The sequence below is a fragment of the Erysipelothrix enhydrae genome (genome assembly GCF_035066605.1).
Classification (GTDB): Bacteria; Bacillota_I; Bacilli_A; order Erysipelotrichales; family Erysipelotrichaceae; genus Erysipelothrix; species Erysipelothrix amsterdamensis.
In genome coordinates, this window is record NZ_CP125807.1 from 1247527 (window position 1) to 1261923 (window position 14397).

Annotated in this window: 13 protein-coding genes; 8 read left to right on the forward strand and 5 right to left on the reverse strand. The window is 37.3% G+C overall.

The annotated features are described in order from the left end of the window. The first annotated feature begins 89 nt into the window (after positions 1-89). The gene (locus LLS04_RS06175; protein WP_323610835.1) at positions 90-605 is read left to right on the forward strand and encodes an NUDIX hydrolase; all 516 of its coding nucleotides are present in this window, start codon (positions 90-92) and stop codon (positions 603-605) included. Here the strand turns inward: LLS04_RS06175 and LLS04_RS06180 are convergent. The 4 genes from LLS04_RS06180 to def are packed head-to-tail and all read right to left on the reverse strand — an operon-like array spanning position 559 to position 4365. After that, a complete protein-coding gene (locus LLS04_RS06180; protein ID WP_323610836.1) occupies positions 559-1083 on the reverse strand; it encodes a class I SAM-dependent methyltransferase in 525 nt (174 codons plus the stop codon). The two genes, LLS04_RS06175 and LLS04_RS06180, sit on opposite strands and share 47 nt — an antisense overlap. A 20-nt stretch (positions 1084-1103) precedes the next feature. Further along, on the reverse strand, positions 1104-1922 hold the full coding sequence (locus LLS04_RS06185) for a metallophosphoesterase (RefSeq protein ID WP_323610837.1): 819 nt from the start codon (positions 1920-1922) through the stop codon (positions 1104-1106). After that, positions 1919-3784: a ribonuclease J1 gene (gene rnjA / locus LLS04_RS06190; RefSeq protein WP_323610838.1), complete on the reverse strand. Its 1866-nt coding sequence runs from the start codon at positions 3782-3784 to the stop codon at positions 1919-1921. Before rnjA ends, LLS04_RS06185 begins: the two co-directional genes overlap by 4 nt. Before the next feature lie 8 nt (positions 3785-3792). Then, complete coding sequence (gene def / locus LLS04_RS06195; protein ID WP_003773223.1) at positions 3793-4365, reverse strand: peptide deformylase; 573 nt, start codon at positions 4363-4365, stop codon at positions 3793-3795. Positions 4366-4540: 175 nt separating this feature from the next. Between def and LLS04_RS06200 the strand changes: the two genes are divergently transcribed. The 7 genes from LLS04_RS06200 (at position 4541) to LLS04_RS06230 (ending at position 13614) form a co-directional block, all read left to right on the forward strand. After that, entirely contained in the window at positions 4541-5797 is a 1257-nt protein-coding gene (locus LLS04_RS06200; RefSeq protein WP_323610842.1) for an FtsW/RodA/SpoVE family cell cycle protein, read from the forward strand. Further along, positions 5797-6342: a 16S rRNA (guanine(966)-N(2))-methyltransferase RsmD gene (gene rsmD, locus LLS04_RS06205; protein WP_323610843.1), complete on the forward strand. Its 546-nt coding sequence runs from the start codon at positions 5797-5799 to the stop codon at positions 6340-6342. The genes LLS04_RS06200 and rsmD overlap by 1 nt, the downstream gene beginning before the upstream one ends. Positions 6343-6444: 102 nt before the next feature. Then, the gene (hrcA, locus tag LLS04_RS06210) at positions 6445-7476 is read left to right on the forward strand and encodes a heat-inducible transcriptional repressor HrcA (RefSeq protein ID WP_323610844.1); all 1032 of its coding nucleotides are present in this window, start codon (positions 6445-6447) and stop codon (positions 7474-7476) included. After that, positions 7460-8032: a nucleotide exchange factor GrpE gene (gene grpE / locus LLS04_RS06215; RefSeq protein ID WP_323610845.1), complete on the forward strand. Its 573-nt coding sequence runs from the start codon at positions 7460-7462 to the stop codon at positions 8030-8032. The genes hrcA and grpE overlap by 17 nt, the downstream gene beginning before the upstream one ends. Before the next feature lie 13 nt (positions 8033-8045). Beyond that, the gene (gene dnaK / locus LLS04_RS06220) at positions 8046-9851 is read left to right on the forward strand and encodes a molecular chaperone DnaK (protein ID WP_323610846.1); all 1806 of its coding nucleotides are present in this window, start codon (positions 8046-8048) and stop codon (positions 9849-9851) included. Positions 9852-9874: 23 nt separating this feature from the next. Then, positions 9875-10987 carry a molecular chaperone DnaJ gene (gene dnaJ / locus LLS04_RS06225; protein ID WP_003773231.1) on the forward strand — a complete coding sequence of 371 codons (1113 nt, stop codon included), beginning with the start codon at positions 9875-9877 and terminating at the stop codon, positions 10985-10987. A gap of 71 nt (positions 10988-11058) precedes the next feature. Continuing rightward, positions 11059-13614, forward strand: coding sequence for an ATP-dependent Clp protease ATP-binding subunit (locus LLS04_RS06230; protein ID WP_323610847.1), 2556 nt, complete (start codon positions 11059-11061; stop codon positions 13612-13614). A gap of 24 nt (positions 13615-13638) precedes the next feature. Here the strand turns inward: LLS04_RS06230 and LLS04_RS06235 are convergent, their stop codons facing one another. Then, entirely contained in the window at positions 13639-14289 is a 651-nt protein-coding gene (locus tag LLS04_RS06235; protein ID WP_323610848.1) for a YoaK family protein, read from the reverse strand. Between the last annotated feature and the right edge of the window lie 108 nt (positions 14290-14397).

Genomic DNA, 14397 nt, shown 5'->3' on the forward strand with positions numbered 1-14397 from the left:
ACCCCCCCACCCAAGATATTTGTGTGATTCAACAACTTCATTGAAAGGCGCAGCGTGCGTCTTTTTTTATATTACCAGGAGGTTTTATAATGATAATTAAATACTTCGATGATGATCAATTTAAAGCGGCTAATATCTGTAATGTTCGTAATACCGTTCGTTGTTTTGTGCTGAATGAATTTGGACAGTGTGCAATGATTCTAATTAAAGGACAAGACTTATTTGGTAAGCGAAATCATTATGAATCACCCGGTGGTGGTATTGAAGTTGGTGAGTCAATGATTCAAGCAGTTCATCGCGAAATACAAGAAGAACTTGGATATGAGGTGGATTCAATTTCATATCTCGCAAGTGTTGTGGATGCATACCATCTATTAGAGCTTACTACAGTCCATAATTATTTTGTTTGTAAGCTCGCAAAAAAGACATGTTCTGCTCGAACATGTCTTGAATTACAATTGTTTGATTCGATTGAATGGAAATTACCAAATGTGTGGTTAGACATTTTTGATAAACCACAAGATGGCGTCAATGAGCTGGTTCATGCGCGGGAACGGTTTATGATGCGTTATTTCGTAGATCAACAAGAAACGTTACGGGACTAAGAGGCGTTTCGTATTCCAAGGTCTCATAGGGCATGTTTGTCGATATAATGTAATCACGAACTGCTTCATATTCTTCGTAACCACCTTCATGCTTTAAGTAGCAAGCAATTACTAAAAAGTCTGTAAGTAAGGGGAGGATGTTTTTAAGTGATGAGACTGTTGTATGTGACGTTGTAATGATCGACTTATCACTTCGAGGTAAGTAACCAAGATTGTATATAGCACCTGTAAAGGGTGCTTTTTCTTCGAAATTAACACGACTGTGATCGGAGAGGATATAAGTGATGTTGGAAAAGTTTTGGTTTAATTGTTTTGAACTCAAGATTGCTTCTTCTTGTATATCGATGGCGTAAACATGACCGGCATGATTGGCTAGAAAATGCGTATCATATCCATTACCACAGGTCATATCCACGACAATTGAGTCCTTATTGAGAAATTGTTTCATCCATTGATGGGATTGTTCTTTATGATTCATAATACCTCCAAAAAAAAGCCCTATGCTTCGGGGCTTTTTAAAATAACAATCATGACATCAGGATTGGATAAAAGACGCATTTCAGGTTCTTTTAATCCTATTCCTGATGAGATAATTAAAGTTGTTTCGTCAACTGTTTGACGTTTATTAATATAGTCTGAAGACTCTGTGATCGAGCCAATAAGTGGTAATCGGATGTAACCACCCATTGTCTTCCCAGAAAGCATGAGATCCACTTCCGTATCATCAAATTCCTTCACATTATCCGGATTGTTTGCAATGGTAATGTTGAAGAGGTCCTCTGATGTTGTAGGGTAAGGGAATTCAGTTTCTTTGTTAATATCATTGTTCGCATCAATACCAACAAGTTGAATCGACTCGGTTGTAAAGTTGTGAACATCAATTTTTGTATTTGAAATGAGTTTAAATCCACTTTGCGTTAAAACTTCTTGCGTCACTTCATTTGCTTTACGGATATCATTTTCACCCAATACTGCATACTTACCAAGTTTCGCATTTACTTTACTTAATTTTTCAATCATTGCAGCTTGTTCCTTCTCAGAAGGAGCAGCTTTAAATAAATTACCACCAAATATAATCATATCGGGTTTAAATGAATCGAGTTCTATAAGTGCTTTATCAAGATTTTCTTCATGACTGTATACATCGGATAGAAATCCAATTGAAAGATTGTTGAAGGATGCAGGAATGCGTGTTGATTCCACCGTTTCAATACGCAACTTAACACGATGAGGTGCAAAATGTGTCATTTCAAAATAAATTAGTGATGACACAATTGCAATCAACCCCAGTAAAACCGCTAACTTTTTTTTACTCATGCTTTACGAGCTTGTTGAGGCTTTGTTGCTTTCGGTGTTTTTGGTTTTTTAGCATCCTTTTGTTGTTTCGGTTCATTATTTTGTTTGTTGTTATTTTTCTTCTGTTTTTTTACAGGTTTTGTTTCTTGATCTGAGTTTTCTTTTTTATTTTCAACTTTTACCGGTGTCATCGCTGTTTTTTGGTTTAAGATTACAGGAATAACAAGTGGGTTCCGTTGAGTATGTTTGTAAAGGAAGGGCTCGAGAGAACCACGAATTGTATTCTTAATTTCTCCAAAGGTAACTTTCTTTGTCATACGTTTTTTAAGTGCTTCATAAACAACAAGTTCCGCTTCTTTAAGTAATGTTTGATTTTCTTTAATGAATACAAATCCTCGTGTAACAATAGTTGGTTTACATAGAATTTTATTTTGACGTGAATCAATGGTTACTACAACTGAAACCAGCCCACTGTCCGATAAAATCTTACGATCTTTAAGCACTGCAGTCGATAATCCACTCGAATCATTTCCATCAACATAAATGTCATCGGCTTGAATTCGGGTATCACTCATGAATGCAACACCATCACGTAGTGCAACAACATCACCGTTTGAGCAAATAAAGATGTTATCTGGGTCAACACCGGTCTCAATTGCTGTTTGACGATGTGCTTTAAGCATCTTGTATTCTCCATGCATTGGCATAAAGAATTTCGGTTTGATTAATTGAAGCATCAGTGTTTGTTCTTCTTTTGAAGCATGACCTGTTGTATGAATTGAGTTGAGCGGTGAGTTTGTTAGGACATTTGCACCGGCACGAGTCAATTGGTTTACAACATGGGAAACACTGGTAGCATTTCCAGGAATTGGGCTTGATGAGAATACGACCGTATCACCAGGCATAATGCTGATTTGGCGGTGTGTTCCATTTGCAATACGACTTAACGCAGCCAAGGGTTCCCCTTGGCTTCCTGTACAGATAATACAAGATTGATCAGCAGGAAGTTTATTTAATTGATGAGCATTAACAAAGTGTTTGTCAGCTGCATCAATATGACCGAGTTTACGTGCGATATTAACAACGTTATCCATCGAACGACCAAAGATTGCAATCTTACGACCATCCGCAATAGCAGCCTCAATGATTTGTTGAACACGATAAACGTTTGAAGCAAAGGTTGCGATAATAATACGACCTTCTGTTTTATTGAAAATCCGTTTAATTTCGCGTCCAACTTCTTTTTCACTTATAGAAAATCCACTTACCTCAGCATTGGTAGAATCACTCATTAAGAGGGTTACACCAATTTCGCCCATGTAAGACATAATTTGGTAATCTGGATTGTTCCCAACAGGGGTTAAATCGAATTTGAAATCTCCTGTTGAAACAATACGTCCATTTGGCGTATTAACAAGAACACCAAGTGCATCGGGAATCGAGTGAACAACATTAAAGAATCCAATAACAAAATGTTTTGTTTTAATGGTAGACTTTGAGTCGATTTCTTGGATTTTGTGTTTTGTTCTTATTTTACGTTCTTCAAGCTTACGTTCAATTTGAGCTTTCGCAAATTGAGGTGCGTAAATCTGAGGTACGTTCACTTTTTGGAGTAAGAAAGGAATACCACCAATGTGGTCTTCGTGTCCGTGTGTAATAACGAGGGCTTTAACTTTCTTTTGATTACGAATTAAGTGAGCGTAGTCTTGTATGACATAATCAACACCTAATAAGTTTTCTTCGGGGAACATTACCCCACAGTCAATAATGATAATTTCATCATCATGTTCAATACAGTACATATTTTTACCGACTTCGCCCAAGCCACCTAAAGCATAGACTAGGGTATCGGTTTTTCTTAATTTCATATTTTTTTCGTCCATATAATCTCCTATTCTATGATTTTAAGTCCTTTTTCTGCCATCCATGGGTCTTTTGAATCAATATGATCGTAAAAGAGCACACCATTTAAATGGTCTATTTCATGTTGTAGAACAATTGCTAAGATGTCTTTTGCGACAATCTCTATGCGTTGATCAGTAATCATATCGTATGCTAAAACTTTAATACGTTGACTACGACGAACAAGTCCAGGATAATCCTTGCGAATGGACAAGCAACCTTCTCCATAACTCAGTGCACATTGCTTTACTGAGTTTGAAACAATTTTAGGATTAACTAAAGCATATTCAACCGTTTTTACATTTCCATGTTTATCTTCAAGATCAACAACAAGTGCTGTCATCTGTTTAGCGACACCAATTTGAGGTGCAGCAATTCCGTTTGCAGGTTGCAAATTATACTTTTCAGCGAGTTCAGGATCTCTTGAATCGCGAACATATTGCAACATATTTTCAAGTGTATTACGGTCTTCTTCCGACAAAGGAAAAGACACCGGTTCGCATTTTTCACGCAGAACTGGGTTTGGATCTAGGACAATTGTGTCCATATTTATATCGTGCATTTAAAATTCCTCTATTCCATGATAAAAATAAATAATATATATGCCATATATTATAATATTTAAGTATGAATTATATGTGGGTCTATTCAAACTCTTTAAGCATAGTTTATCGTATTTTTACTCTTTTTGAAAGGCTTTCGCTTATTTTTCATTATATCTATGATAGAATAAAGCCATGAAGAAAAGAAAAATATCACTTAAAATGCCTATGGGCTATAACCGCCCAATCCATGCAGCAGCATTAATCTTAAATATCTTTGGGGTACTTATGGTTATCTCAGGAAGCATGACATCGGGAAGTACACCGAAGTCATTAGTTTTAGTTGGGGTTAAGGAGCTCGTTTTTGTGATTGTATCCTATATTATGATGGTTATGGTCGCTCGAAGATTTTCACTCAATTATTTTAGAAAGAATTATGCGAAAATATTACTTTTAATGGTTGGTATGTTAGGACTTACTCTTGTTTTCCCTGCAATTAATGGAGCGAAAGCATGGATTAATCTTAAAATAATGACCATTCAACCCAGTGAGTTCGCCAAGATTTTTGGAATTCTCACGATTGCAACATTTCTCGCAGATCGTAATAAACGAACAAGTGCCAGTACATTTGATATGGTTAAGAAACCATTCTTTATTATCATTGCGATTTTCGTTTTTGTTGTGAAAGCACAGCATGACCTCGGGTCAGCGGTAGTCATTATTGGTGTTGCGTATATTTGTGTCTTAATACCATCACATGACAAATTAACACGTTTACAAAAAGGAATGTTTATTCTTGCAGGTGTAGGAATCATAGGACTGATCTTTCTGGATTCTTCCTTCGGAATTAGTCTCATTGAAAAATTAAACATTCCGCCTTATATGATTGGACGATTTAAAACATCCTCGAATCCATTCTTGGATCGTTATGGAAGTGGATATCAAATCTTTAATGGAATGGTTGCGATGTTTAAAGGTGGCCTTTTTGGAATGGGCTATGGAAATAGTTTAATCAAATATGGTTATCTTCCAGAAGCTCATACGGATTTTATTCTTGCTGTAACAATTGAAGAATTGGGGATGATTGGGTTCTCGGTGATTCTAATTGGATATGGAACGATGCTATTCCAACTGGTTAAATATTCATTTAAAGTTAAAAAAGAATCCGATAAAGTTATTTTAATGGGGACTGTTGCTTATATTATGATTCACTTTATCTTTAATATAGGAGGGATTACAGCGCTGATTCCGTTAACAGGAGTTCCACTTCTTTTTATATCAAAAGGGGGATCCAGTCGTATGGCAATTATGATTGCGATTGGTTTAACACAGAATGTAATTTCCCGTTATGAAATGGGAATAATTAATGTAAAACGTAAAGATCAACTCCGTATTAAACAAGAAGAAACTAAACGTAAAGAAAATTTAAAGCGATTAACAGAGGTAGTATAATGAGAGTTGTAGCAGGAACATTTGGATCGAGACCAATCAAAACGTTAAAAGGGGATACAACACGTCCTACAACGGATAAAGTTCGTGCCGCGATTTTTAATCGAATTGGCCCCTTCTTTAATGAAGGAGCAATGTTAGATGTATTTGGTGGATCAGGTGCGATGGCAATTGAGTCCATCAGCCGTGGTATTGAACATGGAGTTGTTTTTGAAAAAGATACTCGTGCCTTTAATGTCATTCAGGATAATATCAAAACATTTGGACTGGAATCGTGTATCCAACTTAAAAAAGGTGATTCGATGAAGTTGTTGGAAACGGTGTCGGGTTCCTTTGAGTTTGTTTTCCTTGATCCGCCATATCGGTATGAACATACACTTGAAATCATCAAGCTTATTATCAAGCGTGATTTGGTTGTAGATGGTGGTTTAATAATTTGTGAGACGGATAAGAATTATGACTTACCCAATGAGATTGATGGGTATTCATTGGATTGCGTGAAAGATTATGGAATTAGTAAAGTACGCTACTACAAAAAGGACAATTAGGTCCTTTTTTATTTTTTAGCACTTAAAGGTTGACAGTGCTAAACTCGTGGTGTAGAATAATACTAGACACAAAGAATAGAGTGTTTAGGAGGCGAGATTAATATGTTAACGCCACGCAAAATAGAAATATTTAAGGCGATTGTTAAAGAGTTTATTAACACAGCTGAGCCCGTGGGTTCAAAGACGTTAATCGATAAATATAACTTATCATACTCGTCTGCGACAATACGAAATGAGATGTCAGATTTAGAAAAAATAGGACTACTGGAAAAGACGCATACGTCTAGTGGACGTATCCCTTCAACAAAAGGATATCGATTCTATGTAGAACACCTCATGGATGAAGAAGAGAATTACGGTATTGAAACTGCAATTGCTCAAATCTTCTCCGATCGACGACTTGGTATTGATGAAGCAATTCGTCAAAGCTGTGATATATTATCGCAGATGACGAATCTCACTACGGTTGTATTAGGACCCAGTGCAATGAATGAGACACTTAAAAGTGTTCAGTTGATTCCATTGAGTGAATATAATGCAATGGCCGTGTTCGTTACAGAGTCAGGGCATGCAGAGCATCGAATCTTTAATTTTGATAGTAAAGTTGATGTGAATGACCTTGAGGCGTGTACTTCAATTTTAAATGAACGATTAAAAGGTACAGCACTATCGGAAGTTGTTGATAAAATGGAAAGTCTAAGACCCATCTTATCAAAACGAATCGAAAAGTATGAGGTACTCTTTGAAGCGTTTGTGGGAGCATTTGTTAAATTTGCTCAGGACGAAGTCTATTTAAGTGGTGAACGCAATATGTTATACCAGCCAGAATTCTCAAACATAGAGAAACTTCGTGAAATGATGGATATGCTCGAAAACAGTGAAATGTGGCGTAACTTATCCACAGGACAAAATCACTTAAGTCTTAAAAAAGGCGATCAAAGTGAAATTGTTTGGGTTGATGATATGGCCGTTGTATCCAGTTCGTTTAATTTATTAGATAATCATGAACATAAGTTGATGATTGTCGGACCAAGCCGAATGGAGTACAGTCGCGTTGTCTCGTTAATGGATTATGTTTCGGAGATGATCGAAACGGTGTATGGGAAAGGTGGCAATGATGAGCAAGACGAATAAAACCGCTGAAGAGCTCAATGAAGAAGTTCAATTAGAACCTGAAGTTGAAGCAACAGACAGCGAAGAACTTGAAACTTCAAACTTAGAGAATGAGGCTTCTGAAACAGATGAAGCAATTGATGAGAATGAAGCCTTACGAAAAGAAATTGAAACGTTAAAAAACGACTATTTTAAAATGTTAGCAGATACAGAAAACTTAAAAAAACGTCTGCAACGCGAGTACGATCAACTGCGTAAATACCGAATTCAAGGTTTTGCGGCAGATGTATTGCCTGTGTTAGATAATTTGGAGCGTGCATTAAAACAAGAGACAACGGATGAAGCGTTAAGAGAAGGTGTACAAATGATTTATGATCAATTGATGGCATCCCTTAAAGCGGAAGGTATTGAACCGATTAATGCATTAAATCAGCCTTTTGATCCAAATATTCATCAAGCAATGATGACTGAGGAAAAAGAGGGAGTAGAATCCAATATCGTGATTGAAGAATTTCAAAAAGGATATATGTTAAAAGATCGCATTCTACGTGCGAGTTTAGTAAAAGTGAGTCAATAGGAGGATATATATTATGAGTAAAGTTATTGGTATTGATTTAGGAACAACAAACTCAGCTGTTTCCGTAATGGACGGTGGAGAAGCAAAAGTAATTACAAACCCAGAAGGAAATCGTACAACACCTTCTGTTGTAAGTTTTAAAAATGGTGAACGTATTGTTGGGGATGCTGCAAAGCGTCAAGTTGTTACAAACCCTAACTCAGCAGTATCTGTTAAACGTTTAATTGGTACAGGCGAAAAAGTTACACTTGAAGGCAAGGATTACACACCAGAAGAAATCTCAGCAATGATCTTAGGTTATATGAAGAGCTATGCAGAAGATTACCTCGGTGAAAAAGTTACAAAAGCTGTAATCACTGTTCCTGCATACTTTAATGACGCACAACGTCAAGCTACAAAAGATGCTGGTAAGATTGCTGGATTAGAAGTAGAACGTATTATTAACGAACCAACTGCAGCTGCACTTGCATTTGGAATTGATAAGACAGATAAAGAAGAAGAAAAAGTTCTTGTATTTGACCTTGGTGGTGGTACATTTGACGTTTCCATTCTTGAACTTGCAGATGGAACATTTGAAGTATTATCAACTGCAGGGGACAACAAATTAGGTGGAGATGATTTTGACCACATCGTTGTTGATTATTTAGTAGATATTTTCAAAAAAGAAAATGGAATTGATTTATCATCAGATAAGATGGCAATGCAACGTCTAAAAGAAGCAGCAGAAAAAGCGAAAAAAGATTTATCTTCAACTGTAAATGCTTCAATTTCATTACCATTTATCTCAGCAGGTGAAAATGGTCCATTACACTTGGAAACAACATTATCACGTGCTAAATTTGAAGAAATGACAAAGAGCCTTGTTGAACGTACAATGGTTCCAGTTCGACAAGCATTAAAAGATGCTGGACTTACAAAAAATGATATTCATCAAGTATTACTTGTTGGTGGATCAACACGTATTCCTGCAGTTGTTGAAGCAGTTAAAAATGAATTAGGAAAAGAACCTAATAAATCTGTAAACCCTGATGAAGTTGTTGCAATGGGTGCCGCAATTCAAGGTGGTGTTATTTCTGGAGATGTTAAAGATGTATTGCTTCTTGACGTTACACCATTATCATTAGGTATTGAAACAATGGGTGGTGTGATGACTGTTCTTATTGAACGCAACACAACAATTCCTACATCAAAATCACAAGTATTCTCTACAGCAGCAGATAATCAACCTGCTGTAGACATTAACGTATTACAAGGTGAACGTCCAATGGCTAAGGATAATAAATCACTTGGTTTATTTAAATTAGATGGTATTGCACCTGCAAAACGTGGTATTCCTCAAATTGAAGTTACATTTGATATTGACGTAAATGGTATCGTAAATGTTTCAGCAATGGATAAAGGAACAAACAAAAAACAATCTATTACAATTTCAAACAGTTCAGGATTAAGTGATGAAGAAATTGAACGTATGGTTCGTGAAGCGGAAGAAAATGCTTCAGAAGATTTACGTTTAAAAGAAGAAGCAGAACTTAAAAACCGTGCTGAACAATTCATTCATCAAATTGATGAGTCATTAGCAAGTGAAGATTCACCTGTGGATGATGCTCAAAAAGAAGAAGTAACAAAATTACGTGATGAATTGCAAGCAGCAATGGACAACAATGATTTTGAAACATTAAAAGAAAAACTTGATCAATTAGAACAAGCAGCTCAAGCAATGTCACAAGCAATGTATGAGCAACAAGCTGGTCAACCTGAAGCAGATGCTACATCAAATGATGAAACGGTTGTTGACGCTGAATTTGAAGAAAAAAACTAGTTTAAAAACTTTCGGAGGTAGATATGGCAGATAAAAGAGATTTTTATGAAATACTTGGAGTAAGTAAATCTGCCACAGATGCAGAAATTAAGAAAGCCTATCGCCAATTAGCTAAAAAGTATCATCCTGATATCAACAAAGAGGATGATGCTGAAGCTAAGTTTAAAGAAGTCCAAGAAGCTTACGAAGTCCTAAGTGATTCTCAAAAACGTGCGAGCTATGATCAATACGGCCATGCAGCCTTTGATCAGGGAGCAGGCGGTTTTGGTGGCGGCTTTAGTGGTGGCTTTGATGATTTCGGAGATATCTTTAGTTCATTCTTCGGCGGCGGAGGCGGCGGTCAGCGTCGTAATCCTAATGGACCTATGAAGGGTCAAGATCGCTTTATGAGTATGCGAATTGACTTTATGGAAGCTGTGTTTGGTGCAAACAAATCCGTGACTTTAAATGTAGATGAAGAATGTACATCGTGTCATGGATCGGGTGCACACAGCAAAGATGATATCAAGACATGTTCACGTTGTGGTGGAACGGGTCAAACGGTTACGCAACAACGTACACCTTTTGGAGTTTTCCAATCTCAAGCAACATGTCCGGACTGTGGTGGTTCAGGTAAAACAATTACAAAACGCTGTGGTGAATGTCATGGTAAAGGATTTAATACAAAACGTGTCGAAGTTGATATTAAAATTCCTGCGGGAATCGTTACGGGACAACAATTACGTGTTTCCGGTAAGGGTGAACGTGGGGCAAATGGTGGACCGAACGGTGATCTCTTTATTGAGATTGTAGTCGGAACGCATAAACACTTCAGACGTGAGGGTAATGATATCCATATTAATATTCCTTTATCGGTAATCGATGCCACATTGGGTACAGAAATTGAAGTTCCAACCGTGCATGGTGATGTTAAATTAACGATCCCAGCAGGTACACAACCCAATACTAAATTTAGACTTCGTGAAAAAGGGGTTCAAGACCTTCGTTCCGGACGTATGGGAGACCAATACGTTGAAGTTAAATTAGAAGTACCAACTAAATTATCACGTCAACAACGTGAGCATTTAGAAGCGTTAAAAGAAACAGAAGTAAAAGGTGATAGTGTCTTTGACCGCTTTAAAAAAGCGTTCAAGTGACACACGTCACTTTTCTTTAAAATTTTTATTAGCACTCTAAGTAGTCAATTGCTAAAATGGAGGTGAATTGCATGAACTACGAAAACTTAACTGAAAAAGCTCAAGCAGCTTTAATGGAAGCTGTGAATTATGCGACACAAATGCAACACAGCGCTGTGTCGTCAGCCCACTTGATGAAGGCAACCCTGAATTCAGGTGATCTTGATTTAATATTAGAAGAAACTGGAACCAGTAAGTCTAAACTTCTTCAATCTGCCGATGAAGTTTTAGACAAACTTCCAAAGGTTCAAGGTGCACAATTAACCATGGACCAAGAAATCACGAATGTTTTCGCGAAAGCACAGGCATGGTCAACCAAACAAGGCGATACATATATTTCTCTATTTGCACTTTTTTTAGGAATTTTAGAAGCTGTAAATACTTATCGTAATCAAGCGGATTACCGCGCGATTGAAACTTCAATTCTTAGTCATCGTTCCGGTAGAGTCATGGATTCACCACAAGCAGAAAATCAAATTGATGCCCTATTAAAATATGGTCGAGATTTGGTAAAAGATGTTCGTGATGGTAAAATCGATCCAATTATTGGTCGTGACGATGAGATCCGTAGAGTAATCCAAATATTATCCCGTAAAACAAAAAATAATCCAATCCTTATTGGAGAACCGGGTGTTGGTAAAACGGCGATTGCAGAAGGGCTTGCATGGCGCATTATGCGTGGTGATGTCCCATTCAGTTTAAAAAACAAACAACTCATTGAGTTGGATATGGGTTCTTTAATTGCGGGTGCAAAATACCGTGGAGAGTTTGAAGAACGTTTAAAAGCGGTTCTCGAAGAAGTAGAACAAGCAGATGGAAATATCATTCTCTTTATTGATGAAATTCATAATCTCGTAGGTGCAGGGAAAACAGAAGGTTCGATGGATGCCGCAAACTTATTAAAACCAATGTTAGCGCGTGGTGAACTCCACCTAATTGGTGCGACAACCTATAATGAATACCGACAACACATTGAAAAGGATGCTGCACTCGAGCGTCGTTTCCAACGGGTTACTGTTAATGAGCCCTCTGTGGATGACACCATTTCTATATTAAGAGGTCTTAAAGATCGCTTTGAGTCTCATCATGGGGTTAAAATTTTGGATGAGTCCATTGTGGCCGCTGCGAAATTATCGGATCGATATATTACCGACCGCTTCTTGCCGGATAAAGCTATTGACTTGATTGATGAAGCATGTGCTTCCATTCGCGTTGAGATGGAATCGATGCCAGAAGAATTGGATGAATTAACACGCAAAATACGCCAACTCGAAATTGAGGAAGCGGCCCTAAAAAAAGAAACGGATGCAAAGACACTTGAACGTCGTGACGAGATTGTAGAAGAACTCAGCAACCTGAAAGAAAACTATCAGGATCTTTATGCTCGTTGGGAAAAAGAAAAAGCGCAAGTTGATGGGGTCAAAGATGCGAAAGAGGCTTTAGAACGTGCACGCTTAGACTTTGAGAAAGCACAAAATGAAGCCCGTTATGAAGAAGCTGCGCGTCTACAATACGAAACAATTCCTGCCCTTGAGCGTCAAATTCAAGAAAGTAATGAGAACGATCATGAAGGAAGTATGATACAAGAGGTTGTTGATGAAGCGTTGATCGCTGAAATTGTGTCACGATGGACACAAATTGATGTTACGAAACTTGTGGCTTCTGAACGCGAAAAACTCTTGAACCTTAAGCATGAATTAGGCGTTTATGTTAAGGGACAAGATCAAGCACTTCAAACCGTTACAGACGCAATTCTACGCTCTAAAGCACAAATACAAGATGAAAATCGACCTTTAGGTTCGTTTATGTTCTTAGGGCCTACAGGGGTTGGTAAAACTGAAGTTGCTCGTGTTTTAGCCCAACAACTTTTCGATGATAAAAATCGTATTATTCGCATTGATATGAGTGAATATATGGAAAAACACAGCGTATCAAGACTCATTGGTGCCCCTCCGGGATATGTTGGCTATGAACAAGGTGGTCAATTGACCGAACAAGTTCGCCGTCATCCGTATTCAATCGTGCTTTTAGATGAAATTGAAAAAGCACACCCAGATGTGTTTAATGTGTTACTTCAAATCCTTGATGACGGACATATTACGGATAGCAAAGGGGTAAGGGTTGATTTTAAGAATACCATTATCATTATGACTTCAAATCTTGGTAGTCAGTTTGCATTTGAATCGGATCAAGCAAGTAGAGATATACAATACATGCAGGCGGTTCAAGGACACTTCAAACCCGAGTTTATTAACCGTATTGATGAAATCATTGTCTTCAATGCCTTAAACGATGCGGTGCTTCACGATGTTGCTCGTAAGTTCATTGATGAGCTTGCAGTCCGTATTGGACGTCGTAATCTCAAGTTAAGTGTTACAGATCAGGCAATTGATCTTATTGTTGCGGAAGGTAGTGACGTAACTTATGGTGCACGTCCAATGAAACGTTTCATACAACGTGAAATTGAAACCAAGATTGCATATCTTCTCATTGAAAACGATGTGGAAGATAATAGCGTCCTTGAAATCGATGCCCAAGATCATGAATTTGAAATTCATATTCTTGAACCTCGTAAGACTTTAAATTAAAAAGAGCCAGATTTCTGGCTCTTTTTAATGTTTATGATAGAAACAAAAACTGAGATAAATAATGCATAGAAATCCGACAATCAAACCCAGCGTTAAAGTGGAACTGATGATACAAAGCAGACAGGTAGATGTCATCGCACCTAAGAAGAATAAAAACCATGTTAGGATTAAGGCTGACACTTCATGCCAACTTGTTTCCTTACGTACAAATCGTGCGAGTGCTTCACCAATACCATAAAGCACTCCAGTCATAAATCCTTTTCCAATAGTGGCGTTATTGACTTCAACTTGTGCCTTATTCTGAATCCCCATCGCAAAACTAATTAAGGGAAAACTCCAAGACTGAAATGTTGTGAATTGTAGAATAAGGGCTAACAACAAGCAGAGGATATCTAGTTCTAGAATTCTTTTAATTGATTGAGCGTGGTTTCCTATACAGAAAAGATTGCCGAAAAAAGCACCTAAAACGAAGGTAATAAGCACTAAAACATATCGTAGTACTTCAATCCATTCTTGGTTGATTAAATGAATACCTAAACGTGTGGAGTTGCCACTCATAAAAGAAAGAAACACACCACCAATAGCAAGAATTCCCAAGACATCTAAATATCCTGAAATAAATGAGAAAATATATGCGAAACGACTGTTTTCGTGTTTAAGATCTAATGAATTCATACTGTACCTCTTTTTTATTGGTTTTAGTATAGCACGCGAGCTAATAAAAACGACATCTTTTCTAAAAAAAACACTTGAAATAATTGACAATGAAACGTGAGCGCGTTA